The organism is Pseudaquabacterium terrae (genome assembly GCF_013266755.1).
Lineage (GTDB): Bacteria > Pseudomonadota > Gammaproteobacteria > Burkholderiales > Burkholderiaceae_C > Pseudaquabacterium > Pseudaquabacterium terrae.
The window spans coordinates 1-26,698 of sequence record NZ_JABRWJ010000022.1 but is presented as its reverse complement, the minus strand read 5'-3'; the positions used below and the strand labels follow the sequence as shown (position 1 = coordinate 26,698).

21 protein-coding genes and 7 tRNA genes are annotated in these 26,698 nt (G+C 66.9%); 24 read left to right on the top strand and 4 right to left on the bottom strand.

Going from position 1 to position 26,698, the window contains the following annotated elements:
* Nucleotides 1-14: 14 nt before the first annotated feature.
* Entirely contained in the window at nt 15-1,220 is a 1,206-nt protein-coding gene (gene fdhA / locus HLB44_RS35510) for a formaldehyde dehydrogenase, glutathione-independent (protein ID WP_173135264.1), read from the top strand.
* A 166-nt stretch (nt 1,221-1,386) separates the two neighbouring features.
* Here fdhA and HLB44_RS35505 read toward each other — a convergent pair whose 3' ends face one another.
* Together HLB44_RS35505 and HLB44_RS35500 are read right to left on the bottom strand one after the other, a co-directional pair.
* Nucleotides 1,387-2,925 carry a toll/interleukin-1 receptor domain-containing protein gene (locus HLB44_RS35505; protein WP_173135261.1) on the bottom strand — a complete coding sequence of 513 codons (1,539 nt, stop codon included), beginning with the start codon at nt 2,923-2,925 and terminating at the stop codon, nt 1,387-1,389.
* Between the two features lie 332 nt (nt 2,926-3,257).
* On the bottom strand, nt 3,258-3,932 hold the full coding sequence (locus tag HLB44_RS35500) for a hypothetical protein (protein WP_173135258.1): 675 nt from the start codon (nt 3,930-3,932) through the stop codon (nt 3,258-3,260).
* A gap of 308 nt (nt 3,933-4,240) precedes the next feature.
* Between HLB44_RS35500 and HLB44_RS35495 the strand changes: the two genes are divergently transcribed.
* The gene (locus tag HLB44_RS35495) at nt 4,241-4,972 is read left to right on the top strand and encodes a hypothetical protein (protein ID WP_173135255.1); all 732 of its coding nucleotides are present in this window, start codon (nt 4,241-4,243) and stop codon (nt 4,970-4,972) included.
* Nucleotides 4,973-5,452: 480 nt separating this feature from the next.
* Here the strand turns inward: HLB44_RS35495 and HLB44_RS35490 are convergent, their stop codons facing one another.
* On the bottom strand, nt 5,453-6,562 hold the full coding sequence (locus tag HLB44_RS35490) for an ABC transporter substrate-binding protein (protein WP_173135252.1): 1,110 nt from the start codon (nt 6,560-6,562) through the stop codon (nt 5,453-5,455).
* A 253-nt stretch (nt 6,563-6,815) separates the two neighbouring features.
* On the opposite strand from HLB44_RS35490, the gene HLB44_RS35485 reads away from it, so the two are divergent.
* The 14 genes from HLB44_RS35485 (at nt 6,816) to HLB44_RS35420 (ending at nt 23,975) form a co-directional block, all read left to right on the top strand.
* On the top strand, nt 6,816-8,072 hold the full coding sequence (locus HLB44_RS35485) for a sarcosine oxidase subunit beta family protein (RefSeq protein WP_173135249.1): 1,257 nt from the start codon (nt 6,816-6,818) through the stop codon (nt 8,070-8,072).
* Nucleotides 8,073-8,081: 9 nt separating this feature from the next.
* Nucleotides 8,082-8,381, top strand: a complete 300-nt coding sequence (locus tag HLB44_RS35480) for a sarcosine oxidase subunit delta (protein ID WP_246312662.1) — start codon at nt 8,082-8,084, stop codon at nt 8,379-8,381.
* Nucleotides 8,378-11,380: a sarcosine oxidase subunit alpha family protein gene (locus HLB44_RS35475; protein ID WP_343051775.1), complete on the top strand. Its 3,003-nt coding sequence runs from the start codon at nt 8,378-8,380 to the stop codon at nt 11,378-11,380. The genes HLB44_RS35480 and HLB44_RS35475 overlap by 4 nt, the downstream gene beginning before the upstream one ends.
* On the top strand, nt 11,373-12,041 hold the full coding sequence (locus HLB44_RS35470; RefSeq protein ID WP_173135244.1) for a sarcosine oxidase subunit gamma: 669 nt from the start codon (nt 11,373-11,375) through the stop codon (nt 12,039-12,041). Before HLB44_RS35475 ends, HLB44_RS35470 begins: the two co-directional genes overlap by 8 nt.
* Nucleotides 12,038-13,306: a serine hydroxymethyltransferase gene (gene glyA / locus HLB44_RS35465; protein WP_173135241.1), complete on the top strand. Its 1,269-nt coding sequence runs from the start codon at nt 12,038-12,040 to the stop codon at nt 13,304-13,306. The genes HLB44_RS35470 and glyA overlap by 4 nt, the downstream gene beginning before the upstream one ends.
* Nucleotides 13,307-13,318: 12 nt before the next feature.
* On the top strand, nt 13,319-14,290 hold the full coding sequence (locus HLB44_RS35460; RefSeq protein ID WP_173135238.1) for a dipeptidase: 972 nt from the start codon (nt 13,319-13,321) through the stop codon (nt 14,288-14,290).
* Nucleotides 14,290-14,829, top strand: a complete 540-nt coding sequence (locus tag HLB44_RS35455) for a 4-vinyl reductase (RefSeq protein ID WP_173135318.1) — start codon at nt 14,290-14,292, stop codon at nt 14,827-14,829. Before HLB44_RS35460 ends, HLB44_RS35455 begins: the two co-directional genes overlap by 1 nt.
* Nucleotides 14,830-14,841: 12 nt before the next feature.
* The gene (locus HLB44_RS35450) at nt 14,842-16,902 is read left to right on the top strand and encodes an oxidoreductase (RefSeq protein ID WP_173135236.1); all 2,061 of its coding nucleotides are present in this window, start codon (nt 14,842-14,844) and stop codon (nt 16,900-16,902) included.
* Complete coding sequence (locus tag HLB44_RS35445) at nt 16,902-18,725, top strand: DUF3483 domain-containing protein (RefSeq protein WP_173135234.1); 1,824 nt, start codon at nt 16,902-16,904, stop codon at nt 18,723-18,725. Before HLB44_RS35450 ends, HLB44_RS35445 begins: the two co-directional genes overlap by 1 nt.
* Nucleotides 18,722-19,831, top strand: a complete 1,110-nt coding sequence (locus HLB44_RS35440; protein ID WP_173135232.1) for an electron transfer flavoprotein subunit alpha/FixB family protein — start codon at nt 18,722-18,724, stop codon at nt 19,829-19,831. Before HLB44_RS35445 ends, HLB44_RS35440 begins: the two co-directional genes overlap by 4 nt.
* Nucleotides 19,828-20,598 carry an adenine nucleotide alpha hydrolase family protein gene (locus tag HLB44_RS35435; protein WP_173135229.1) on the top strand — a complete coding sequence of 257 codons (771 nt, stop codon included), beginning with the start codon at nt 19,828-19,830 and terminating at the stop codon, nt 20,596-20,598. Before HLB44_RS35440 ends, HLB44_RS35435 begins: the two co-directional genes overlap by 4 nt.
* A 1-nt stretch (nt 20,599) precedes the next feature.
* Nucleotides 20,600-21,844 carry an aromatic ring-hydroxylating oxygenase subunit alpha gene (locus tag HLB44_RS35430; RefSeq protein WP_173135228.1) on the top strand — a complete coding sequence of 415 codons (1,245 nt, stop codon included), beginning with the start codon at nt 20,600-20,602 and terminating at the stop codon, nt 21,842-21,844.
* A 4-nt stretch (nt 21,845-21,848) separates the two neighbouring features.
* Complete coding sequence (locus HLB44_RS35425; RefSeq protein WP_173135226.1) at nt 21,849-22,919, top strand: FAD-binding oxidoreductase; 1,071 nt, start codon at nt 21,849-21,851, stop codon at nt 22,917-22,919.
* Nucleotides 22,920-23,000: 81 nt separating this feature from the next.
* A complete protein-coding gene (locus HLB44_RS35420; RefSeq protein WP_173135224.1) occupies nt 23,001-23,975 on the top strand; it encodes a GlxA family transcriptional regulator in 975 nt (324 codons plus the stop codon).
* Nucleotides 23,976-24,133: 158 nt separating this feature from the next.
* Here HLB44_RS35420 and HLB44_RS35415 read toward each other — a convergent pair whose 3' ends face one another.
* On the bottom strand, nt 24,134-24,496 hold the full coding sequence (locus HLB44_RS35415) for a hypothetical protein (RefSeq protein WP_173135221.1): 363 nt from the start codon (nt 24,494-24,496) through the stop codon (nt 24,134-24,136).
* A gap of 202 nt (nt 24,497-24,698) precedes the next feature.
* On the opposite strand from HLB44_RS35415, the gene HLB44_RS35410 reads away from it, so the two are divergent.
* The 8 genes from HLB44_RS35410 (at nt 24,699) to HLB44_RS35375 (ending at nt 26,652) form a co-directional block, all read left to right on the top strand.
* On the top strand, nt 24,699-24,908 hold the full coding sequence (locus HLB44_RS35410) for a hypothetical protein (protein ID WP_173135218.1): 210 nt from the start codon (nt 24,699-24,701) through the stop codon (nt 24,906-24,908).
* Nucleotides 24,909-25,156: 248 nt separating this feature from the next.
* Nucleotides 25,157-25,232: transfer RNA gene (locus HLB44_RS35405), tRNA-Gly, on the top strand.
* A gap of 175 nt (nt 25,233-25,407) precedes the next feature.
* Nucleotides 25,408-25,484: transfer RNA gene (locus tag HLB44_RS35400), tRNA-Glu, on the top strand.
* Nucleotides 25,485-25,574: 90 nt separating this feature from the next.
* Nucleotides 25,575-25,650: transfer RNA gene (locus HLB44_RS35395), tRNA-Ala, on the top strand.
* 7 nt (nt 25,651-25,657) lie between these two features.
* Nucleotides 25,658-25,718, top strand: a tRNA-OTHER gene (locus tag HLB44_RS35390).
* Nucleotides 25,719-25,757: 39 nt separating this feature from the next.
* A tRNA-Asp gene (locus HLB44_RS35385) sits at nt 25,758-25,833 on the top strand.
* A gap of 61 nt (nt 25,834-25,894) precedes the next feature.
* Nucleotides 25,895-25,972, top strand: a tRNA-Arg gene (locus tag HLB44_RS35380).
* Between the two features lie 604 nt (nt 25,973-26,576).
* A tRNA-Trp gene (locus HLB44_RS35375) sits at nt 26,577-26,652 on the top strand.
* Nucleotides 26,653-26,698: the final 46 nt, after the last annotated feature.

Genomic DNA, 26,698 nt, shown 5'->3' with positions numbered 1-26,698 from the left:
GAAGGAGAGAAGGCATGAGCAGCGACAACCGGGGCGTGGCCTACATCAGGCAGAACGTCGTCGAGGTGCAGGGCATCCCGTTCCCCACGCTGGCCGATCCGCGCGGGCGGCGCATCGAGCATGGCGTGATCCTGAAGGTGATCACCACCAACATCTGCGGCTCCGACCAGCACATGGTGCGCGGCCGCACCACGGCGCCGGCCGGGCTGATCCTCGGCCACGAGATCACCGGCGAGGTGCTGGAGCTCGGGCGCGACGTGGAGTCATTGAAGAAGGGCGACATCGTCTCGGTGCCCTTCAACGTGGCCTGCGGCCGCTGCCGCAGCTGCAAGGAGCAGCACACCGGCGTGTGCCTGACGGTGAACCCCGCGCGCGCCGGCGGCGCCTACGGCTACGTGGACATGGGCGGCTGGATCGGCGGCCAGGCCGAATACGTGACGGTGCCGTACGCCGACTTCAACCTGCTGAAGTTTCCCGATCGGGCGCAGGCGATGGAGAAGATCCGCGACTTGACCTGCCTGTCCGACATCCTGCCCACCGGCTACCACGGCGCGGTGAGCGCGGGCGTGGGGCCGGGCAGCACGGTCTACGTGGCCGGCGCCGGGCCGGTGGGCCTGGCGGCCGCGGCATCGGCACAACTGCTGGGCGCCGCGGTGATCATCGTCGGCGACGTCAATGCAAAGCGGCTGGAGCATGCACGCCAGGTCGGCTTCCAGACCGTGAACCTCTCGCTCGATGCCACGCTCGCCGAGCAGATCGCGCAGATCCTCGGCACGCCTGAGGTCGATTGCGCCGTCGACGCAGTGGGCTTCGAAGCGCGCGGCCATGGCCACGAAGGCGCGCAGCACGAAGCGCCGGCCACGGTGCTGAACTCGCTGATGGAAGTGACGCGCGCGGCGGGCAAGATCGGCATTCCGGGGCTGTACGTGACCGACGATCCGGGGGCGGAAGATTCGGCGGCGAAGCGCGGCGCATTGAGCATCCGCCTCGGCCTCGGCTGGGCCAAATCGCACAGCTTCTTCACCGGTCAGACGCCGGTGATGAAGTACAACCGCGCGCTGATGCAGGCCATCCTGTGGGACCGCATCGCGATTGCGAAGACGGTGGGGGTGCAGGTGATTTCGCTGGATGACGCGCCGCAGGGGTATGCGGAATTCGATGCGGGGGTGGCGAAGAAGTTCGTCATTGATCCGCATGGGGTGGTGGTGGGGGCGGGTTGAGGGCGCGGGGGGCGTGGTCGATGACGTGCGGCGCGGGGGTGAAACGGTTGGTGGGCCGGGTGGCCTGCTTGCGACCCTCGGGTGCTCGGCCCCGACGACCAGATCACTGCCGACCGACCGCGCCCGACGCAATCGGCCCTGAGTTGCCGTTGTACGGTTGGGTCCCTCAGTGACCAGTTTGGGGAATCGCGCGCATACGTTCCTTGATGTACTTCTCTGCATTGATGTGGCTGAGATATGCGCTATTGAAATGGAGTCTTTCCAGTTCCGTGGGCGGAGGAACGAGCCGAGGGTCTTCCAACGGGAACGGATCGATGAAGTCGAGACCACGCTCTTGGTACGCGTACCGCCACTCGCGATCGACCCAATTCGACTTGGCTGCGGAAGGAGACCAAAAGAGATAGAAGACGTCGCTTGTCCGGATGTAGGCCATCAAGGTGCGTTCCCAGTCGTCGCCGGACCGGAGCTTGACAATATCGAGATATACATCCATGAACGGAGCCCCCTTCTTTAGACCCTCTGTGCAGCGCAGCACATCGATTCGGTCTTCGCTGGAGTAAGAAGCGAAAGCCGTTCCGCGTGCGAAGCTCGTCCACGACATCTTTTGAAACTGCTGCTGTTGTTGTTGCTGCTGCTGCCACGGCACTTGCTGCTGCTGCTGCAATTGCGGCCCTGCCGTGAGTTTCAGTTCAAAGGGAAGTCGGCTCAAGCTGAGGCCGCCTGCGCGTACGTCGAAGTAGCCTTGCACGGTGCCCCCCCATGAACCGGAATCGGCTCGGCAGGTGAACGACGCCGAGTTCTCCGTCCCGGTCCAGGTCAGCAGTTGCAAGTCCTGCTCGATCACGAGCGCCGGACACAGCAAGCGAACTGTCAGCGCTGCCGCACGCGATGTCACGCTGTCGCAAGGCTTGCCGACTGCCGATTGCCCCATGCGATTCATGAGGGCCTGCACCTTTGTAGCCTGTGACGCCGTATGCACCCAAAAGTCGAGCACAAACGTTTGACCGACTGCGACAGCGTGGGGGCTCCACAGGGAGAATTGAAGGTGTTCTTCGAGGACTGCCGGCTGATCCGATTGGCGCACAGGTTCCGACTTGGACTCGACGTCTGCGGCAAGCGCTTCCACGTCGTCGTTCGCTTGAACTAGCATTCTCGAGAGCTCGAGCTCTCGATTCAGAATCCTTTCGAGAGCGATTCGCGCCAATTCCGATTCACTTTCCCGCGGCGCTTGGGGCTCCTGCCGCTGCAGTTGCCGCGGTTGCTGCCGTTGCTGCGGTTGCTGTTGTTGCTCCTGTTGCTGCTGACGCTGGTGCCCATGCTCATGCCGGCGCTGTCGGTGGCTTCGCAGCTCCTCCTCTTCTTCCTCCTCCTCCTGCTGCTGCTGCTGTTGTTGCTGCTGCTGCTCCTGTTGCTGTTGCTGTTGTTGCTGCTGCACGTCGGCAAAGGCCTGCCAGTTCTCCAGCAGGTAGTCCCGCAGGGCCTTCGGCCAGTTCACGGAGAGTTCGTCGAACAGCTGCAGGGGGTGCCTGACTTGCTGCAGCTGAATTCGCTGCTGATGCTGCAACTGCTGCGCGAACGTGCTGCCGAACCTCGCCTTCAGCGCTTCGGCCAGCGCGCGCAAGACGCGTTGTTCAAGGTCAAGCCGCTGGGCCCGCGCACTTGCGCGCTTGAGGTGAAGATGCCGCTGCGCGTTCTCGATCGCCATGATCTACCCCCGGTAGGCAAGTACTGTATGCCTCTGCCTTCCTTGTGGCGCAAGGCCAGGCTTGCGAACGTGGTGTTGATGGCTCACCAAGCGTGTTGATAGGGTCTTCCCTAGGAAGGCGATCCCGCAAGAGCCGAAGGGCCCGTTTGCAGCGGTTGGGGTCCTTCAGCCGATGCCCGCCAACTTCCGCTTTCGACCCGTTGCGGTCATACCCGCGACCAAATGCGGCGCCATCAAGCAGACGCTCAACGTTCGAGGTAAGGGCGGCTTGCCGCGAGACGTCCCGTGCCTGAGAGCTTAGACGCCATCGCCGTCTTATGAAAACGCGCCAGCTAGCTGCGCATTGGTTCGGGCGGCTCGATCGGCTTCGGCATTGCCCAGTTCTTTTCATCGAAACTGAGGCCGCCGAGTGCCTTCTTGTCGGTACGCATCAGCCTTATGTATCCGTACTGCCCCCTCGTTCCATCGTCACGTCGCCGGTTTGTCCAATACGTTCCAAAAAGGCGAGTCACTTGACCCATACTAGACAGCGACAGGTGAGAGGCTCCCATGTGTGGCTCGGAAGCGCCGGAAATGACCTCTGTCGAATATACAGATGCGAGCTTTATCTTCCCGGTTCCATCTGTTAAAAGCGCAGCACTGATGGTTGACGACTCGTTAACAGGACCCCACGAATGGAACGAGACGCGCCATGAGTGTTGTGTAATTTCCTGGGCATTTGGAAGCCACTGTTGCCCGAGGGTATTCCAGAACCAGCCCTCCCATCGGCCAGAGATGTCCGGAACGCCATTGATTCTTTGCAAGAGAGGCAGTCGCCACAGCCAACGATCCATTGCGATGGACAGGAGGTACGCGACCGCTCCGCCGAGGGTGAGACCTCTAAGGGCTACTACCGGGTCCGGAAACGCCAGGTGCGCGTTGGAGGCGACGACCGCGAACCACACAGCCACTACGATGCTGCCGTAGAGGTAGATGTTGAATCGCTTCGTGTCCTGGACTGGAGTCATCGGTGCGCCCCTTAAATGATGACCGCTAAAGTTTGAGCATATTGTACTTTGCGTACCCAAGGAGTAGGCTGTGATTGCTCCTTGCGACCCCGATCTGGTTGATGAGGCGGACTCTTCTGCACTTCTGCTGGCTACTAGACCGCGTGATGCCGTGGGACGGAGGTTACGCAGTCGTGCTTGAAGCCTACTTCGATGCCAGCAAGAGGGACGGTGGAAGTTTCTGCGTGGCCGGGTTCGCGTTTGGGTCTGTTGCCGCCAAAAAGGCTACACGAGATTGGAAGCGCGTCTGGGGTGAGACGCAATGTCACATGACCGACCTCAGCGCAAACCCACCACAAGGCGACTTCAAGGGCTGGTCGAGCACAAAGACCAAAGCGCACATTGAGGCCTCGGTCCCGATCATCAATCGCTGGGCTTCGTTCGGTGTTGCCGTTTCGGTGACTGCGGCCGAGCTCGCAGCATTGGCGCCAGCAGCAGCCGATACAGACTCCAAAGTGATCTTGGGCGGCCTAAGGACTCCGTATGCGGTGTGCTGCCATCTTGCTATGGCTGCCATGCGCAGCTTGACCCGCAACGCTGACATTGCATACTTCTTCGAGTTCGGTGACGGGGATCAGGGCGACTCCGCGGCCTTCACCAACCACATTCGGTCCCATCGAGGTATGGCTCAACAGCTATACGGAATGCGCTCATATGCGATCTTGGATGCAGCAGATTCGAGGCTATTCGAGATGGCAGACATATATGCTTGGGAATGGGCCAAACATGTCGAGCGGGACGCCGCAAAGTTTCCTATCGACGAAAAGGGGGAAACCAGACTGCGCGGCTCTTTGCGTGCGCTACTTGGCGACAACCTACGAAAAACCAGCGGAACAAACATCGCCTCGCGAATCCGACGTGGTTGGCATGTGACGGGGCCAGTTTTGGAGCGCTACTACGCCAGAGTGGCCCAGTTTGAGCTACTGAGTGATAGACCATCCTCTCAGGCTCTGAATTGGATTGAGCAGGCCGTAGCCACAGGAGAATTGCCGCCCTTATGACTTGCGATCCTTCCTATTCGCGGGCGGGACTACGGCGTCTAGAGCGCGGTGAAACGCACTTTCATTCCCATCCGCTTCTAACTCGCGCGCCGCGTCTTCGAACTGCTTTGATTGCTGCGGGTCGTCGAGCGGTGGGCTTGGCGCCGGCGGTGGCTTTGGCTTGCTTGGCATATTGCAACAGCCGTGGATCGCGCCACGGCTCCTCGTGAGCGAAGTCCGGAAGCAGACAGCGGCGAGCGACCCCTGCTGGCCGGCAGCGGTCGATCGAAGCCCCGGGGGCGACTGTCTCAGTTCAGTCTTGAACGGTCGCCTCGCTTCTACGCAGGACTGTTGATCGCCAACCATGAGCCGACGAATCACCTCGATCTGGATACCACGGGGCTGCAGGAGGCGCTGCAAGGCTTCGAGGGCGCGTTGATCGTGGCCTCGCACGACGAGGAGTGGCGCCGGTCCCGACACCCATCAACAGGCGCCGGCCGCTCAGCGCTGAAACCGCCCCAGCTCCGAAATCACCGCCATGTCCGCATACGTCGTGCCCGTATGGTCGGTCGGGCTGTAGTCGATCATCACGCCGCCGATGTTCAGGCGCGCGATCCCATTCAGCGCCGTCACCAGCTTCTCGCGCGTCGGTTTCGGCCCCGCGCGCCGCAGCCCTTCCACCAGCACCTGCGCCGCGGCGAAGCCTTCCATCAGCGGCTGCGTCAGCTCGTGGATGCCGCGCGTGCGGCCGACGTCCATCGCGCGCTTGACCAGCGGCGACACCATCGAGCGCTCGTACGGAAAGACCTGGGTGACGATGACGCCGCGCGCCAGCGGCCCCAGCCGCTGGATGAAGGCCGGCGACGCGTTGTTCGACAGCGTGATCACCTGGGCCCGTGAGCCGGCGTCGCGCAGCGCGCGCACGCCGGCGGCCACCGCGGCGCTGTCGGCGATGAAGAGCACGAGCTGCGCATTCGACTTCGCCACCCGCGCGCCGATGGCGTCGAAGTCGGGGCGCTCGGGGTCGAATGTCTCGCTCAGCACCGGCCGCACCGCCGGCACCGCATCGACCACGCCCACCGCCGCGTCGTCGCCGAAGGCATTGCCCACCTGCACCACGGCCAGCCGCTCCAGGCCCAGCCGCTGCATCGCCTGCACCGCCTGCTGCACCTCGCGCCGGTAGCTCGCGCGCACGTTGAAGACATAAGGGTGCACCGGCTGGCGCAGGCTCTGCGCGCCCGACGACGGGCCGACCAGCGGCGCGCGGTACGCCGGCAACACGGCGGCCGCGGCCTGGCTGGTCGAGGTGCCGTGCGACATGAACAGCGCCAGCGTGTTCCACCCGGCCATCAAGGCCCGCACGTTGTGCGCGGCGCGCTGCGGGTCGTCGCCGTCGTCGATCGACACCAGCTCGATCTTCTGGCCGTGCACGCCGCCCTGCTCGTTGACGGCGTCGAAGTACAGCGTGGCGCCGGTGCGCGCCTCGCGCACATAGGCGCTGTCGGGGCCATTGAAGGCCGCCGTCTGTCCGACCAGGATCTGCGCCTGCGACAGCGGCGCCAGCAGCAGCTGCGCAAGACCGAGCCAGGCGATTGATTTCAGGTTGAACATCGTTGGCGCTCCTTCGGCTTCGGATGATTGGGGCGTGCATTGAACGCGAAAGCGCGCGCGCCGTGTCGTGCGCCGGCGGCCGCGGACAAGGCGGCGTCGCGGCAAGACAAGTCGCGCCCGCGCCGCGGGCGGCGGCGCTCGCCGGCCGCCGCGATGTCGCATTCGGACAAGTCCAGGTCCCCCTCATGCAAGGCCTGGGCGAGCGCGCGCCGAACAATGAATCCACTCGTTCACACCCCAAGCAGAGCAGCCAATGTCCGGCCAGAACTACTCACTGTGGAGCCTGTTGAAGCATGGCCTTCGGCAGCATCGCACGTGGGAACCGGCGTGGAAGCGGGCCACGCTGGCGCCGAGTTATGACGTGGTGATCGTCGGCGGCGGCGGGCATGGGCTGGCCACCGCCTACTACCTGGCGAAGGCGCATCGCGTCGGCCGCATCGCGGTGCTCGAGAAGGGCTGGCTCGGCGGCGGCAATACCGCGCGCAATACGACGATCGTGCGCTCCAATTACCTGTGGGACGAAGCGGCACTGCTGTACGAGCACGCGCTGAAACTGTGGGAACGCCTGTCTGCCGAGCTGAATTTCAACGTGATGTTCAGCCAGCGCGGCGTATTCAACCTGGGCCACACGCTGCAGGACATGCGCGACATCGAGCGCCGCGTCAACGCCAACAACCTGCAAGGCATCGACGCACAGGTGCTGACGGCCGCCGAGGTGAAGCACAGGATCCCGCAGCTCGACGCGAGCCGCAGCCGCCGCTACCCGGTGCTGGGCGCCAGCTGGCAGCCGCGCGCCGGCGTGGCGCACCACGATGCGGTGGCGCGCGGCTTTGCACGCGCCGCGAGCCGGCTCGGCGTGCACCTGATCGAAGGCTGCGAAGTGACGGGCCTGGAGGTCGAGGGTGGCCGCATCAAGGGGCTGCAGACGACGCTGGGCGCGGTGAAGGCCGATCGCGTGGGCTGTGTCGCCTCGGGGCATTCGTCGATGCTGGCGCGCATGGCGGGCATCCGGCTGCCGCTGCAGAGCCATCCGCTGCAGGCCTTCGTGTCGGAATCGATGCAGCGCGTGATCGACACGGTGATCATGTCGAACGCGGTGCACGGCTACCTGAGCCAGTCGGACAAGGGCGAGCTGGTGATCGGCGCCGGCATCGACAGCTACCTCGGCTATGGCCAGCGCGGCAGCCCGCACGTGATCGACCACACGGCCGCGGCGGTGATCGAGCTGTTCCCGCAGTTCTCGCGCGTGCGCATGAACCGCCAGTGGGGCGGCATCGTCGACGTGTCGCCCGATGCCTGCCCGATCATCGGCAAGACCGCCGTGCAAGGCCTGTACTTCAACTGCGGCTGGGGGACGGGCGGCTTCAAGGCCACGCCGGGATCCGGCCACGTGTTCGCGCACACGATCGCGCACGACCGGCCGCATCCGCTGGCCGAGGCGTTCAGCCTCGAACGTTTTGCGAGCGGGCGGCTGATCGACGAACACGGCGCGGCAGCCGTCGCACATTGAGGGTCAGCAATGTTCCAACTGCACTGCCCCCATTGCCGCGAGCTGCGCGACGAAGAGGAGTTCAGCTACGCCGGCGAGGCCTACATCGCGCGCCCCGCTGCGCCCGACACGGTCGACGACGCCGCCTGGGGCGATTACCTCTTCATGCGCCGCAATACCCGCGGCTGGTTCTGGGAGCAATGGATGCACAGCAGCGGCTGCCGCAAGGTGTTCGCGGTGAAGCGGCACACCGGCAGTTATGCAATCGCCGGCAGCTGGACGCTGGCCGAGGGCAAGGAAAAGTTCCTGGCCGAGGAGGCGGCATCGTGAGCGGCCAGCGGGTTCCGGTGCCCGGCGCGCGCATCGACACGTCACGCACGATCCACTTCCGATTCGACGGCCGCGACTACGCCGCCCACCCCGGCGACACGCTCGCCTCCGCGCTGCTCGCCAACGGCGTGCGGCGGCTGGCGCGCAGCTTCAAATACGGCCGGCCGCGCGGCATCGTCGGCGCCGGGTCGGAAGAGCCGAACGCGCTGGTGCAGGCCGGCGTCGGCGCCTGGACCGTGCCCAACGTCAAGGCGACGCAGGCCGAGCTGTACGAAGGCTTCGTGGCGCAGCCGACCTCCGGTTGGCCGTCGCTCGCGTTCGACTGGAAGGCGGCGCTCGGCATCGCCGGGCGCTTCATGCCGGCCGGCTTCTACAGCAAGACCTTCAAGTGGCCGCGCGCGCTGTGGCCGGCCTACGAGGCGGTGATCCGAAAGCTGGCCGGCTTCGGCCGCGCGCCCGAGCTGCCGGACCCCGAACACTACGATCACCTTCACCACCATGTCGACGTGCTGGTGGTCGGCGGTGGCGCCTGCGGGCTGCTGGCCGCGCTGCAGGCCGGGCGCGCCGGGCTGAAGACGCTGCTGGTCGACGAGCAGGCCGAATTCGGCGGCTGGCTGCTGTCGGACCCCTACGCGCAGATCGAAGGCCGCGATGGCGCAGCGTTCATCCGCGCCTCGCTGGCCGCGTTGTCTGCCATGCCGCAGGTGAGCTGCCTGGCACGTACGACGGCCTTCGGCCTGTACGACCAGAACCTCGTGCAGGCGGTCGAGCTGGTGCAGGACCACCTGGCACCGGCGCAGCGCAATGCCGCGCTGCCGCGGCAACGGCTGCACAAGATCCGCGCGAAGCAGGTCGTGCTGGCCACGGGCGCGATCGAGCGTCCGCTCGTGTTCGGCAACAACGACCGGCCGGGCGTGATGACGGTGTCGGCCGCGCAGACCTATCTGCAGCGCTATGGCGTGCGCGTTGGCGAGCGGGTGCTGATCTGCGGCAGCAGCGACCTGGTCTACGACGCGGCCGAGCTGCTGGTGGCGGCGGGCGCGCGCGTGACGGTGGCCGACGTGCGGCCGCTGTCCCGCGCGCCGCGGCCGGTCGCGGGGCTGCGCGTGCTGGCCGGCCACGGCATCGCCGAGGTCACCGGCCGCGGCGAGGTGCGCGCTGCGCGGCTCGTGCGGCTGCATCACGAGCGCGACGACGTGATCGGCGATGGGCCGCTCGTCGAGTGCGACGTCGTGCTGAGCTCGGGCGGCCTGTCGCCCACCGTGCACCTGTTCTGCCACGACGGCAGCCGCCCGCGCTGGGACGAAGCCGTGGCGGCCTTTGTCGCACCGCGCGAGGGCCGCGAGGGCGTGGCCTGCGCCGGTGCGGTCACCGGCGCCTTCGAGCTGGCCGATGCACTGGCACAGACCACCGAAGCGATGCAACGCGTGATCCACGACCTCGAGCGTCCCGACGTGCTGGTGTCGCCGCACGCCACGCGCCGCCCGCGCCAGCCGGCGCGTCCGATGTTTCGCCTGCCCGACGGCAAGGCGGAAGGCGCCGGGGCCACGGCCTTTGTCGATTATCAGAACGACGTCACGGCCGCCGACATCGTGCTCGCGGTGCGCGAGAACTGGCAGTCGATCGAGCATGTGAAACGCTACACGGCGCTCGGTTTCGGCACCGACCAGGGCAAGCTGTCCAACATCAACGGTGTCGCGATCACCGCACGCACGCTGCGGCGGCCGGTGGCCGAGGTCGGCACCACCACCTATCGACCGGCCTACACGCCGGTGACGCTGGGGGCGCTGGCCGGCGCGATGCAGGGCGACACCTTCGACCCCCGCCGCACGACGGCGATCCACGCGGCGCATGTCGCGCGCGGTGCCGAGTTCGAGCCGGTGGGCCAGTGGCTGCGCCCCTGGTACTTTCCGCAGCCCGGCGAGGCTATCCACACCGCCGTCGCACGCGAATGCCGCGCGGCGCGGCAAGGTGTCGCGGTGATGGACGCGTCGACGCTCGGCAAGATCCAGATCGACGGGCCCGATGCGCGCGAGTTCCTCAACCGCATCTACGCCAATGCCTGGAGCCAGCTCGCGCCCGGCAAGTGCCGCTACGGCCTGATGCTCGACGAGAACGGCATGGTGATGGACGACGGCGTCACCGCCTGCATCCACGACACCCAGTTCTACATGACCACCACCACCGGCGGCGCGGCGCGGGTGCTGGCGTGGCTGGAGCGCTGGCACCAGACCGAGTGGCCGGAGCTGCGCGTGTGGATGACTTCGGTGACCGACCACTGGTCGACCGTCGCGGTGGTCGGGCCGAAGGCGCGTGCGGTACTGGCCAGGCTGGTGAGCGATGTCGACCTGTCGGCCGAAGCGTTCAAGTTCATGGACTGGCGCCGCGGCACGGCGGCAGGCCTTGCGGCACGCATCTTCCGCATCAGCTTCTCGGGTGAGCTGGCCTACGAGATCAACGTCGAGTCGGGCTTCGGCCACTACCTGTGGGAAGCGGTGATGACGGCCGGCGCCGAGTTCGGCATCACGCCCTACGGGACGGAGACGATGCACGTGCTGCGGGCCGAGAAGGGTTTCATCATCGTCGGCCAGGACACCGACGGTTCGGTGTCGCCGATCGATCTGGGCATGGGCTGGGCGGTGGGCATGAAGAAGCCGTTCAGCTTCCTGGGCAAACGCTCGCTGGCGCGCAGCGACACGGCGCGTGCGGACCGCAAACAGCTCGTCGGGCTGCTGCCGGTCGACGCGAACGAGGTGCTGGCCGAAGGCGCACAGATCCTCGAAACGCCGCACACCGATGCACCCGCCGCGATGCTGGGGCATGTGAGCTCCAGCTACCACAGCGCGTTTCTCGGGCGCTCGTTTGCAATGGCGCTGGTGGCAGGGGGTGCCCAGCGCACGGGCCAGACCTTGTATGCCTGTGCCCGCGGGAAGCTGACGCCGGTGACGGTGGCTTCGAGCGTGTTCGTCGATCCGAAAGGGGAGCACCAGAATGTCTAGAGCTTCGACCGATGCGCCGCTGAACGCGTTTCTGCAATCGCCCTTGCAAGGTTTCGATTGGCAGTCCCTCGCGCGTGCGCCGGGCGCGGCCGATGGGGTGCTCGCCTGTGAGCTGGCGCACCTGGGCTATGTGATCGTGCGCGGTCGTGCGGATGATGCGGATTTCCTCGAGCGTGTGGGCAGCGTGCTCGGCAGTCCGTTGCCGACGGGGCCGACAAGCTTCGCGCGCTGGTCCCATGGCGCGGCGTTGTGGCTGTCGCCCGATGAATGGATGCTGGTCTGCCCGCGCGCGGCGCGCGACGGTTGGGTCGGATCGCTGAACGCTGCGTTGGCCGGCGTCTTCGCGCAAGTGGTCGACGTGAGCGGCGGCTTCACGACGCTTCGCCTCGCGGGCAAGGACCACGTTCGGCTGCTGCGCCACCTGGGCCCGTACGACTTCGAGCGGCTGCAGATCGGCCGCTGCGTCGGCACGGTGTTCTCGAAGGCGACGGTCAGCGTCGTTCGCGCCGACGCGGCCGGCGTGCTGCTCGTCTTCCGGCGCAGCTTTGCCGACTACGTCTGGCGCCTGGTCGAACGTGCGGCGCGGCCGTATGGCCTGTGTGTCGTCACGCCGCAGCACTGCGCCGATCCCCTGTTCGCACCCCTTCTGGAGGCCGCATGAGCCCTTTCTTCTCCGCTGCGCTGGTCGACGTTGACCCGGGTGTCTCGCGCACCATCCGCAACGAAGTGCAGCGCCAGCGCCAGCAGGTCGAGCTGATCGCCTCCGAGAACATCGTCTCGCGGGCGGTGCTGGAAGCGCAAGGCTGCGCCTTCACCAACAAGTACGCCGAGGGTTACCCGGGCAAGCGCTACTACGGCGGCTGCGAACACGCCGACGTGGTGGAAAGCCTGGCGATCACACGGCTGTGCGAGTTGTTCGGCGCGAGGTTCGCCAACGTGCAGCCGCACTCGGGCGCGCAGGCCAACACCGCCGTGATGCTGGCGCTGCTGCAGCCGGGCGACACGGTGCTCGGCATGGCGCTGGCAGCCGGCGGACACCTGACCCATGGCGCGAAGCCTGCGCTGTCGGGCAAGTGGTTCAACGCCGTCCAGTACGGCGTGCGGCGCGAGGATTCATTGATTGACTACGACGAGGTCGAACGGCTGGCGCTGGAGCACCGGCCGAAGCTGATCATCGCGGGCTTCTCGGCCTACCCACGGGTGGTCGACTGGGCCCGTTTTCGGCGCATCGCCGACCAGGTCGGTGCGACCTTGATGGTCGACATGGCCCATGTGGCCGGGCTTGTCGCCGCCGGCGTCTACCCGAGCCCGCTGCCGCATGCCCATGTGACGACCTCGACCACCCACAAGACGCTGCGCGGCCCGCGCGGCGGCGTGATCCTGACCGACGACGAAGCGATTGCGAAGAAGATCAACTCTGCTGTCTTTCCGGGCGCACAGGGCGGGCCGTTGATGCATGTGATCGCGGCGAAGGCGGTGGCCTTTGCCGAAGCGCTGCAGCCGAGCTTCAAGCGCTATGCGCAACAGGTGGTAGCCAACGCACGCGCCTTCGGGGAAGAGCTCGCAGCCGGCGGACTGGCGCTCGCCACCGGCGGCACCGACAACCACCTGCTGCTCGTCGACCTGCGGCCGCTGGGCTTGAAGGGCAACCAGGTCGAAGTGGCGCTGGAACGTGCCGGCATCACCTGCAACAAGAACGGCATTCCGTTCGACACCGAGAAGCCGACCGTCACCTCGGGCATTCGTGTGGGCACCGCCGCGTGCACGACACGCGGTTTCGGCGAAGGCGAGTTCCGCGAAGTCGCCGGGCTGATGCTCGAGGTGCTGCATGCACTGCGGCAACGGCCCGACGGTGATGCGGATGTCGAAGCATCGGTCAATGAGCGGGTGAAGGGATTGACCGCGCGCTTTCCGATCTACGCCTGAAAGGTTGCGACGATGCACACGCTGCACCAGGAATCGCTCGTCATCGACGGGCTCATCATCGCGAAGTTCGACCGCGCGGTCTTCGAAGACATGCGCCGCGCCGGCCTTGCCGCCGCCAACTGCACGGTCTCGGTCTGGGAAGACTTCAAGACCACCGTGCAGAACATCGCGCGGATGAAGTCGCTGATCCGCGAGAACAGCGAGCTCGCGAGCCTGGTGCGCAGCACCGGCGACATCCTGCAGGCGCAGCGCGACAACAAGACCGGCATCGTCCTCGGCTTCCAGAACGCCCATGCCTTCGAAGACCACCTCGGCCACATCGAGGCCTTCCACGACATGGGCGTGCGGGTGGTCCAGCTTTGCTACAACACGCAGAATCTCATCGGCACCGGCTGCTACGAACGCGACGGCGGGCTGTCCGACTACGGCCGCGAGGTGATCGCCGAGATGAACCGGCTCGGCATGCTGATCGACCTGTCGCATGTCGGCGCCAGGACGTCCGAAGAGACCATCCTCGAATCGAAGCAGCCTGTCGCCTACACGCATTGCCTGCCGGCGGGGCTGAAGCAGCACCCCCGCAACAAGAGCGACGAGCAACTGAAGTTCATCGCCGACCGCGGCGGCTTCGTCGGCGTCACGATGTTCCCGCCGTTCCTGAAGCGCGGCATCGATGCAACGGTCGACGACTATGTCGAAGCGATCGGCTACGTGATCGAGCGCATCGGCGAAGACTGTGTCGGCATCGGCACCGACCACACCCAAGGCCATGGGCACGAGTTCTTCGAGTGGCTGACCCACGACAAGGGGCGGCACCGCCGGCTCACGCAGTTCGGCACGGTGCGCAACCCGCTGGGCATTCGCACGATCGGCGAGTTGCCCAACCTGACGGCGGCGATGGAACGTGCCGGGTGGAAACCGAGCCGCATCGAGAAGGTGATCGGCGGCAACTGGCTGCGTTTGTTCAAGCAGGTGTGGGGCGCCTGATGACACCGCAGTTGCCCATCGACGTGGATGCGAGCACCGGTGTATGGCGCACCGATGGCCTGCCGATGATCTATCTGCCGCGCCACTTCTTCGTCAACAACCACGTCGAGGTCGAGAAGGCGCTCGGCCGCGCGGCGTACGCGCAGAGCCTGTACACGGCGGGGTATCGCTCGGCCCATTTCTGGTGTGCGCAGGAATCGCAGACCCATCGTTTGTCGGGGCTCGCCGTTGCCGAGCACTATCTGCAACGCCTGTCGCAACGCGGCTGGGGCCAGTTCGAATTCATCGCCGCCGACGCCCGCAGCGGCCACGCGCAGATCGCCTTGACCCACTCAGTGTTCGTGCTGGCGCAAGGCATCGCCGGCGTGCCGGTGCGGCACGACAAGCTCTGCTACCTGTTCGCCGGCTGGTTTGCCGGCGCGATGGACTGGGTGGGTGAAGACACCGGCGCACGCTACCGCACGCTGAGCGCAGAAACGCAGTGCGCCGCCGAAGGGCATTCGCACTGCGTGTTCAGCGTGAGCCCGCTGGACGCTTGAGGGGCGACGAACGTGCGCTACCCCCACCTGTTCGAGCCGATGCGGCTGAACCAGTTGACGGTGCGCAACCGCATCGTCAGCACCGCGCACGCCGAGGTCTACGCCGAAGGCGGATTGCCCGGCGAGCGCTACATCCGCTACTACGAAGAAAAGGCCAGGGGCGGCGTCGGCCTGGCGATCTGCGGCGGGTCGAGCCCGGTCGCCAAGGACAGCCCGTGGTCGTGGTGGAGCTCGGTCAACCTGTCGACCGATGCGGTGATCGAGCCGCTGAACCGGCTGGCATCGACGATGCACCGGCACGGCGCCAAGATCATGATCCAGGCCACCCACATGGGCCGGCGCAACGCCTGGCATGGCGAGAACTGGCCGCACCTCGTCAGCCCTTCGGGCGTGCGCGAGCCGGTGCACCGCGGCAACGCGAAGACCATCGAGGTCGAGGAGATTCGCCGCATCGTGGCCGACTACGCCCAGGCCGCGAAACGGGTCCAGGCCGCCGGCATGGACGGGCTCGAAGTGTCGGCCGCGCACCAGCACCTGATCGACCAGTTCTGGAGCCCGCGCACCAACCAGCGCGATGACGAATACGGCGGCTCGCTCGCCAACCGCATGCGCTTCGGCATCGAAGTCCTCAACGCCATCCGCGAGCAAGTGGGGCGCGACTTCTGCGTGGGCTTGCGCATGTGCGGCGACGAGTTTCATGACGACGGCATCCATCACGAGATGGCCAAGGAGATCGCGCAAGCGATGTCGGAAAGCGGCCTGGTCGACTTCATCAGCGTGGTCGGCTCGGGGGCCGACACCCACAACACACTCGCCAACTGCATGCCGCCGATGGCCCTGCCGCCCGAGCCGTTCGTGCACCTTGCGGCCGGCATCAAGGCCGTCAGCCGCGTGCCCGTGATGCATGCGCAGAGCATCCGCGGCGCATCGCAGGCCGAGCGCATCCTGGCGGCCGGCATGGTCGACATGGTCGGCATGACACGTGCGCAGATCGCCGACCCGCACCTGGTCATCAAGATTCGCGACGGGCGCGAAGACGAGATCAAGCAATGTGTCGGCGCGAACTATTGCATCGACCGGCAGTACAACGGGCTCGACGTGCTGTGTGTGCAGAACGCCGCGACGAGCCGCGAGCAGACGATGCCGCATGTGCTCGAGCGCTCGAGCGGGCCGAAGCGCAAGGTCGTGGTCGTGGGGGCCGGCCCGGCCGGTCTGGAGGCGGCGCGAGTCGCACGCGAACGGGGCCACGACGTGGTGCTGTTCGAAAGGAATGCGCAGGTCGGCGGGCAGATCAACCTGGCGGCCAAGGCGCCGCAGCGCGAGCAGATGGCCGGCATCGTGCGCTGGTTCGACATGGAAACGCAGCGCCTGGGCGTACAGCGCCGGCTGGGTGTCGAGGCCGATGTGTCGATGCTGCTCGACGAGCGCCCCGACATCGTCGTGCTCGCCACCGGCGGCCTGCCGCACACCGACCAGGTGGCCGGCTGGGGCGCGGCGCAGGGGCTGGTGGTGAGCGGATGGGACATCCTGTCGGGCGCCGTCGCGCCGCTGCAGAACGTGCTGGTCTACGACGCGATCAGCACGCATGCCGGCACGGGGGTGGCCGACTACATCGCGAGCCGCGGCAAGCTGGTGGAGATCGTCACGCCCGACGTGAAGGTGGCCGACGACACGGGCGGCACGACCTTTCCGATCTTCTACCGGCGCCTGTACGCACAAGGCGTGATCCAGACCCCCAACACCTGGCTCGACCGTGTCTACCGTGAAGGCGACAAGCTGATCGCGGTGCTGCGCAACGAATACACCGATGCGCTCGAAGAACGTGCGGTCGACCAGGTGGTGGTCGAAAACGGCACCCGGCCGAACGATGCGCTGTACGGGCAGTTGAAGGCGCGCTCGATCAACAAGGGGCAGGTCGACATCGATGCCTTGTTCGCGGCGCAGCCCCAGCCTTGTTTGAACGAGACGACGGGTGGCGGCCGGTTCCTGCTGTTCCGCGTTGGCGACTGCATCTCGATGCACAACATCCACGCGGCGATCTACGACGCGCTGCGCCTGTGCAAGGACTTCTGATGGGCACGATCGGCTTGCCCCAACTCGTCGGCGTGGTGTTCTGGTGTGCGCTCGCGGTGCTGCTGTTCGGGCTGTGGCGGCGTTCGCGGCTGTGGCGCGCGGGGCGCGCTGCCAGCGTCGACTGGATGGGCTTGTTGGCGATTCCGAAACGCTACTTGGTCGACCTGCACCACGTGGTGGCACGCGAGCCTTTCGTCGCACGGGCCCATGTCGCGACGGCCGGTGGCGCGGTGGTGGCGCTCTTGATCGCCGCGCTGAACTACGGTTTGCTGTTGCGCTCGCGCTGGCTCGACGCGGGCTTGCTGATGGCCGGCGGGGTGATGCTCGCCGGTGCGGCAGCGATGGCGTGGCGCAGGCGGCGTCCGCCGGCGCGGCTGTCGCGTGGTGCGTGGAGCAGGCTGCCGTACAGCTTGATGCTGTTTGCCGGCGCGGTGATCGGTGTTGCGCTGGCCGGTCCTGCCGTCGCGCCGTGGTTCGCCGGGTTGATCGTGCTGGCGCTGGCAGCGGGCGCGGCCGAGCTCACGCTCGGCATCGGCTTCGGCGGGCCGATGAAACATGCCGTCGCCGGGCTGCTGCACCTGGGGCTTCATCCGCGCGCGGAGCGCTTCGCTGCTGCGCCGACAGCGACGGCATTGCAGCCGCTGTCGCTGTGCCCCGACGACCTGGGCGTCGCGGCGCCACGCGACTTCGCGTGGAACCGGCTGCTCTCCTTCGACGCCTGCGTGCAATGCGGCAAGTGTGAAGCCGCCTGCCCCGCACTCGCAGCCGGCCAGCCCCTGAACCCGAAGCAGCTGATCCAGAACCTGGTGGCCGGCATGGAGAGCGGCGCAGAGGAGTCGATCGTCGCGCACGGCATCGGCGCCGACACGCTGTGGTCGTGCACCACCTGCCGCGCCTGTGTGCAGGAGTGCCCGATGCTGATCGAACACGTCGATGCGGTGGTCGGCATGCGCCGCCACCTGGCGCTCGTCGACGGCAGGGTGCCGAACAAGGGCGCCGAAGTCCTGCAGCAACTGCGCGAAACCGACACCCAGGGCGGCCATCCGCTGGCGGCACGCCACCACTGGGCGGTCGATCTCGACGTGCCGGTGCTCGTCGCGGGCGAGCGCAGCGAATGGCTGCTGCTGGTGGGCGAAGGCGGCTTCGACATGCGTTACCAGCGCACGCTGCGCGCGCTGGTGAAGACGCTGAAGAAGGCGGGCCTGCAGTTCGCATTGCTCGGCGCGGCAGAAACGGATTGCGGCGATGTGGCGCGCCGGCTCGGCGACGAGGCGACATTCCAGCGTCTGGCTCGCCAGTTGATCGACACGCTGGCCGCGCGCGACGTCCGCCGCATCGTGACCCCCGACCCGCACCTGTTCCATTGCCTGAAAAACGAATACCCGGCACTCGGGGCGCATCTCGAGGTCTGGCATCACACGCAGTTGTTGGCCGATCTGCTGGCGCGGGGCACGCTGCAGCCGATCAAGCAGGCGACAGCTCAGGTGATGACGTACCACGATCCGTGTTATCTCGGTCGCTACGGGCGCGAGGTGAATGCGCCGCGTGCGGTGTTGAAGGGCATCGGCATCACGCTGGTCGAGATGGAGCGGCATGCTGAGCGTGGTCGTTGTTGCGGCGGCGGCGGCGGCGCGCCCTACACCGATGTTCCGGGCAAGACACGCATTCCGGACATCCGCATCGCGGATGCGCGTCAGGTGGGCGCGGGTGCGGTGGCGGTGGCGTGCCCGCAGTGCACTGCGATGCTCGAAGGGGTGGTGGGATCGCGGCCGGAGGTGTTCGACGTGGCGGAGTTGGTGGCCAACGCGGTGGGGGCGACATGAACCTCGCCGAACCCCTGATCCGCCGCATCGATCCGCGCCGTCCGGCCGTGTCGGCGCCGCAAGGACTGCGTCGCATCGTGCTCGGCAGTGAGCAGGGTGAGCGCAGCGTCGCCATCACGCTGGCGCACGACAGCGTCAAGCCACTGCGCAGCGCCGGCCCCTTCCGCTCCTGCACGCTCGTCGCCGCGCATGCCGATCGCGGTGCGCTGGACAGCCATGTGCACGAAGTCATTGCCGCAGCCGCACTGCTCGCCGGACCCGACTGCGAAGTGATCGTCGCGGTGCTCGGCGCCTGCCACCCCGACGCGGCCTCGTTGGGTGGGGACCGCATGCTCGTCAGCGTGCACCACGACGACACCCGCTGGCAGCCGCAGGCAGCCGTGCTGTGGCTCGACGAGCTCGCCCGCCGCCTGCAGCCATCAAACATCCTGCTCGCCGATCGCGACGCCGACGGCGAGCTCGGCCGGCGCTACGCCGCGGCGGCCGGTGCCAGCCTCGCCTGCCACGTGATCGAGCTGACCCGCGACACGCTGCGCGTGCGTGCCGACGCGACACACGACGCGCTGCGCCCGCATGCCGCCGTGATGCTGCTCGCACGGGGTGTCGCCGACACGCGCCTGCCCTTCGTCGGCCTCGGTCAGCGCGAGGCCGCGCCCGAGCTTCCACCGCTGCCGCTCAGCGGTGTGCAAGACCTGGGCATCGAGCCCGGCCGCGCCGACGACATCGCCCTCGAAGAAGCCGACCTCATCCTCGCCGCCGGCCAGGGTGTCACCGACCTGCCGCTCTTCCTCGCCCTCGCCAACGAGCTCGGCGCAGCCGTCGGCGCCTCGCGCGTGGCGGTCGACAGCGGTGCCTTCAAACGCCAGCAGCAGATCGGCGCGACCGGCAAGACGGTGAGCGCCTCGGGTTATCTGGCGATCGGCATCTCGGGCGCCGTGCAGCACCTGCAAGGCATCAAGGACTGCCGGCACGTGATCGCCGTCAACCTCGACCCCGCGGCACCGATGGTGCGGCGCGCCGACCTGAGCGCGGTCGAAGACAGCGGCGCGCTGATGCGATCGCTTCTCGCGCTGGTGCAGCGCCACAAGGCGCGCGCGACACGATGAACAACACCATCACGGTTCTGGTCGGCTGGCACGCCCATCGAGTGAGCGGCCGGCCGGTGCGCAATGGGGGCGACGCCATTGCATTGGGCCTGGCCCTGCGCGTCGCCGCATCACGCGACGTGCGGGTGCTCTGCGGCGGTGACATGCCCGACGCCGTGGCGCGCGACTACCTCGCGCAGGGCGCGCCCTGCATCGAGATCCTGCAAGCGCAGTCGCACCAGGCCGACTTGGTCGCGCTGCTCGCCCCGGCGCTGCGCGCGAGCACGCTGGTGCTGACCGGAACGCGCGCCGAAGGCGGCCTGCGCTCCGGCGCCTTGCCCTACGCGATCGCAGAGAAACTGCAGCGCCCGCTGATCCCCGATGTGGTGGCACTGCACGAAGAAGCCGGCACATGGCTCGCCACGCAGGCCCTGCCCAAGGGCGCACGGCGCCGCTTGCGTGTAGCCACGCCGGCTGTCTTCGCCGTCCATCCCGCGGCGCCGGTGACCTTGCGCCACTCGTACCGCGACCAGCAGGCGGGCCGCGTGCTGCGCCACACGGTCCGCAGGCCCGAGTCCGAACCCTCACCGTGGCAATACGTGGCGGCGTCCGGACATCTGCAACGCCTGCAAGCGCTGCAGGCACAAAGCGGCCACAGCCGCATGCGCGACGCGATCGCCACCGAGCAGCGCAGCGCCGCCGGCACGCTGCTGCGCGACGGCAGCGCCGAGGCCAAGGCACGCGCCGTTTTCGACTATCTGCAAACGCATTCGCTGCTGAGTTTCTGAGATGCCCACCACCCCACCGTCACTGCAAGCGCTGCTCGCGCGCCGCCGCCCGGGCCACAGCCTGGAGGCGCCGTTCTACCTGAGCGACGCGGTGTTCGCCGCCGACCTGGAGCATGTGTTCGGCAGGCACTGGCTCTTCGTCGCCGTCGAGCCGCAACTGGCCGAGCCGGGCGACTACGTGAGCGTCGACATCGGCCGCAACTCGGTGCTGCTGGTGCGCGACGACGACCGGCAGGTGCGTGCCTTCCACAACGTCTGCCGGCACCGCGGCACGCGTCTGTGCGCGGCGCAGCACGGCGCCGTCGGCAACATCGTCTGCCCCTACCACCAGTGGACTTACGACCTCGCCGGCACGCTGATCCACGCCGACCACATGCCGGCCGATTTCGACCGCAGCCGGCATGGCTTGAAGCCGGTGCATGTGCGCACGCTCGCCGGCCTGATCTTCATCTGCCTGGCCGACGACGCGCCCGACGACATCGATGCGATGCTGCGCGAGACGGCGCCCTACCTCGCGCCGCACCGTCTGGCCGACTGCAAGGTCGCGGCGCAGGTCGACATCATCGAAAAGGGCAACTGGAAGCTGACGCTGGAGAACAACCGTGAGTGTTATCACTGCGTGGCCAACCATCCGGAGCTCACCGTCTCGCTCTACGAATACGGCTTCGGTTACCGCCCGAGCCCGCAGAACGCCGAGGGCATCCAGCGCTTCAAGGACACGCTGGCGGCAAGCCATGCGCGCTGGGAAGCCATGGGCCTGCCGTCGCGCGAGATCGATACGCTCGACCAGCGCGTGACGGGTTTTCGCACCCAGCGCCTGCCGCTGGACCGCGCCGGCGAATCGCAGACGCTGAACGCGCAGGTGGCGTGCAAGAAGCTGCTCGGCGGTTTCACCGCCGCGGCACTCGGCGGCCTGTCGTTCTGGACCCAGCCGAACTCGTGGCACCACTTCATGAGCGACCACGTGGTGAGCTTTGCGGTGCTGCCGATCAGCGCCGATCGCACCCTCGTTCGCACGACCTGGTGTGTGCACAAGGACGCGGTCGAAGGGGTGGACTACGACGTGAAGAACCTGACCGCGGTGTGGAACGCCACCAACGACCAGGACCGCCGACTCGTCGAAGAGTCGCAGATCGGCGTCGCGAATGCGGCCTACGAGCCCGGGCCCTATTCGCCCTACACCGAAGAGCTGGTCGAGAAGTTCTGCAACTGGTACGTGCAGCGCATGCGCGCGCTGGCGCTTTGATGCCATGAACGCGCGCATTCCCGACTTCGCCTGCGCCGCCGCGCCGACCTGGCAGGCCGACGACGACGGTGGGCTCGTGTGTGCGCAGGTGCGCGACGAAACCCACGACGTGAAGACCTTCGTGCTGCAGGCGCCGTCGGCACGCAGCTTCCGCTATCTGCCGGGCCAGTTCATCACGCTCGAGCTCGACATCGATGGCGAGCGGGTGAATCGCTGCTACACCTTGTCGTCCACACCGACGCGGCCGGACCGCGTGAGCATCACCGTCAAGCGTGTGCCCGGTGGGCGGGTGTCGAATTGGCTGCACGAACACCTGCGTGTCGGCAGCCGCTTGAACGTGATGGGGCCGGCCGGCCAGTTCAGCTGCTTCGCGCAGCCGGCCGAGCGTTACCTGTTCCTGTCCGGCGGCAGCGGCATCACGCCGTTGATGTCGATGAGCCGCGCGCTGCACGATCTGGCGAGCGACGCCGACATCGTGTTCGTGCACTGCGCGCGCACGCCCGCCGATGTGCTGTTCGCCGACGAGCTGGCGCTGCTTGCGAAGAACCTGCCGCACTTTCGCCTGGCGCTGGTGTGCGAGCAGCGTGGCGCGCAATCGGCGTATGCAGGCTATCTGGGACGGATCAGCCAAGCGCTGCTCGACAACATCGCGCCCGACTTGTTGGCGCGCGACATCTACACCTGCGGCCCGGCGCCCTTCATGGCCGCCGTGCGCGCAATGCTGGGCGCCGCGGGTTACGACATGCGGCGCTATCGCGAGGAGAGCTTTTCGTTCGAAACACTGTCGAGCGCGGAGACGCCGGCATCGACCACCGACTTCGTCATCAAGCTCGCCCGCATCGGGCAGGAATTCCGTTGCGGCGCTGACGAGCGCCTGCTCGGCGCCGCGCAGCGTGCCGGCCTGCGCCTGCCGTTTTCATGCAGCAGCGGCGTCTGCGGCACCTGCAAGACCCACAAGCTGTCGGGCGAGGTGGTGATGGCCCACAGCGGCGGCATCCGCCAGCGCGAGATCGACCAGGGTTTCATCCTGCCCTGCTGCAGCCGCCCGCTGTCCGACGTGGTGCTGGACCGTTAGAAATGTGCGCCCCCACGTCGCTACGCTCCTGCCCCCCGAGGGGGCGCTCAGCCTCCTTGAGGCGGCTCGGCGGAGGCTGAGATGACGTTGCCTCGAATCAGAGAACCGACCCACATCGGCTTCGTGCTGCTGCGCGACCACTCGATGATCGCCTTCGCCAATGCGATCGACTGTTTCCGCATGGCCAACTACATCAGCCGGCGTGCGCTCTACCGGTGGAGCGTGATCACCGCCGACGACGCGCCATCGATGGCGAGCAACGGCCTGGTGATGGCGCCGACGCTGCCGCGCGACGCCGTCGAGCGCTGCGACATCGTTTTCGTCTGCGGCGGCACCAGCGTGCGTGGCGCCACCGACGACAACGTGCGCCGCCTGCTGCGCCAGTGCGCGGCGCGCCGCACGCCGCTCGGTGCGCTGTGCACCGGCTCGTTCGCGCTGGCCAGCGCCGGCGCGCTCGACGGCTACCGCTGTGCGATCCATTGGGAAAACCTGGCGGCGATCCGCGAGGAGTTCCCGAAGGTCGCGTTCGCGCAGGAAGTGTTCATCATCGACCGCGACCGCTACACCTGCTCGGGCGGCACCGCACCGCTCGACCTGATGCTGCACCTGATACGCGCCGAGCACGGCGCCGCGCTGGCGCGCGACATTTCCGAGCAGTTCATCGTCGAGCGCCAGCGTGCGGCGGGCGACCGCCAGCGCATGCCGATGCCCGAACGGGTGGGGCCGGGCTACCAGCACCTGCGCGAAACGGTGGAGATCATGGCGGCCAACATCGAGGAGCCGCTGCCGCTGCAGGAGATCGCCGACGCGATCCACATCTCGCTGCGCCAGCTCGAGCGGCTGTTCCATAGCTACCTGAGCGCCAAGCCGGCGCACTACTACATGAACCTGCGGCTGCGCCGCGCACGCGAGCTGCTGATGCTGAGCAGCGTGCCGATCATGCAGATCACGATCGCCTGCGGCTTTCAGTCGTCGTCGCATTTCAGCAAGGCTTACCGCGCGATGTTCGGCTACCCGCCGAGTGCGGAGCGGCGGCGCACGGCTGCGATAGCGTGATTGGGTAGGTGGTCCAGCGCGGTCAGCCGGCTTCGGCAGGTGCTCGAAGAAGGGCCGAAAGGCGAGGTGATCTGAGCCTGGTTCCAAGCCTCAGCGGCGGACCGTTCGTATCGGCGTCCGGACCACGCAGGTGGTGCATGCGAGCGGCCTCGCGCTGCTCAAGTGAAATCCTTCAGCAAGGCGCGCAGACGCCGGCGCCCCTCGGCGTTGGTGCGTCGATACGCCGCCAGCGCGAGTGCCATCGTGTGCTGCTCCGCCTGCGTCAGCCCATGGGGCTCGCGCTCTTCATCCATCCAGCCGACCGGCTTGCCCAGCCGCACCTCGAACTGGCGAGCGAGCTTGTCGCTCATGGGGCGCGAGCCGGACTTGGTCATCGACCACAGTGCCGGGCTGATCTCCAACACCTCGGCGAACGCCTGCTCGAGCCCCTTCGGGGCATGGCCAGATGCCAGGCGCTCCTCTGCGAAGGCCTGGAACGCCGCGTGGGCGTTGTTGCGGCGGATGTGGTGGGGGTCGGTCACGGGAGCAGCGCGCGGTTTCGGAAGCGGAGATGGGATTTTCGCATCAACGTGAAGATTCTTCACAGAAAGGGGTTGACGACCTCGTGAAGAGTCTTCACACTTCAGCCATCGATTCCCGACGTCAGGTCAAAGACTTGTCCGACGGAACCAGGACCTAACAACCGACTGCCACCGAGCCACCAGGATCCATCGAGGACACGCCGTGAACGCCAGCCGATTTGCAACGACCAGCATTCGACCCGCATCGGGTTGCGGTGCGGCCGTGCACGCCGGTTCGCAGTGGTTCTCGAAGGCCATGGTCAATGCCAAGGCATTGGATCGGTGCACGAACCCGCATCCGTGCGTCGTCGCCGCCAGGCTTGAACTGGCCGCGTATGAGGACCAGATGCAACCGGGCGAGGGAAGCGCGTAGACGCACACCCCTCCCAGCTCGCAAGAGCAGGCTCGAAAGAGGCCCGGATTCCGAAAGGATCCGGGCCTTTGTCATTCCTGGCGCTACCCATGTGCCATCAACCCAACCGCGACCCGCCGGGCAGGCAGGTGTCGCAGCGGACCGAGGCTGCTTGGTCCGCGACACCCGCCGCGTTGGCTGCTGGTGGCTCTTTAACAAGTTGCAGCGAGGCGCCGCCGGTACTGGCCGGCAGGTCGTTCTCGCAACATGCGGATGTAGCTCAGTTGGCAGAGCGCGACCTCGCCAGGGTCGAGGCCACGAGTTCGAGACTCGTCGTCCGCTCCATGTCGGGTGTGTCCGTGCACAAGCGCCGGTTCGCCTGCGTGCATGTGCGTGGCCACGCTGCGGGACACGTGCAGCGATGCGCCTGGTGCACTGGGCGCCGCGCGTGTGGGCACAGCCGACATGGATCCCACTCTTGCCCTCGTAGCTCAGCCGGCAGCAGCAGCCGCCAACGCATGTCCCGTTCGTCTAGTGGTCAAGGACACCGGGCTTTCAACTCGGAGATCACGGGTTCGACTCCCGTACGGGATGCCAGACAGGAGCCCTCGGCGCACGCGCGCCTCGAGGGCGGAAATCGGCCGCAACGATTGGGCGGCGCCGGAACCCGTCACCGGACACTTCACAGGGGGTGTAGCTCAGATGGAAGAGCGCCTGCTTTGCAAGCAGAGGGTCGTCGGTTCGAAGCCGACCATCTCCACCAGGTCGCCGGGCGTTTGGCAGAGAGGTCGATTGCGGCTGCCTGTGGTTCGAATCCATCAACGCCCACCACTCATCAATACCCGCCCCGACCGGGCACCGGGTCTCCATGCTCCGTTAACTCAGTGGCCAGAGTGCCGGCCTGTCTAGCCGGAAGCCGCGGGTTCGACTCCCGCACGGGGCGCCAGGTCATTGCACGGGATGCATACCGGGTTCTGCCGTCGGTCAGCATCCGTCCATCATCACATGCCTCGTTAGCTCAGCAGGACCAGAGCGCCGGTCTACGAAACCGGAGGTCGCACGTTCGAATCGTGCACGAGGCTCCAGACCGAATACGCTGCAGCCGTGTTCGACAAGCGCATCAAGAACGCCGTAGTCCCCGCCCCATGCGGGCAAGCGGGTGCGTTTGTCGAACCTTGGTTCCGGGCCGCCTGAGGTCCGACAAGATGAGACGTGGCGACACGTCGAAAGCGAGGATTCAAAGTCAAACGCAAAGACGTTCCCGACACTGCACGAAAGCGGCGTAAGCCTCGGCGGTCGAAAGACCGAACCGAGGTCACCCGAGGCCCGAAAGGCTGGAGGTGATCGATCGAAGTCCGCACGCAGGGGCAGCGTGACGAGTGACCAGCCACACTCCAACAAAGGCCGCCGTGCCAGCACACCACGGAGCGTCGCAAGACGTTCATGGTGGACGAGTCGGAAACAGACGCCGCAAGCGTCCGGATAACCCGACACAGGTGCTGGGGTCACCGGTGTAGTCTCAGCCGGTACAGCAAGTGATCGCGAGGTCGCCTGTCGTGAAGCTCGACACCGAGCTTCACGACAGCCGATCATGGGTTTCAAATGACGCGGGTGATGAAGCAGTGAACTCGCATCCAGCCGAGCCATGACCGGGCTTTCGCGTCCGCCGTTCGCTCAGCGTGTCCAACAGGGGGTGTAGCTCAACAGGCAGAGCGCCGGTCTCCAAAACCGAAGGTACGCGGTTCGAGTCCGTGCACCCCCGCCACCATTTCCTCGCTCGACGTAGCCAAGTGGTCGAAGGCGGCAGTCTG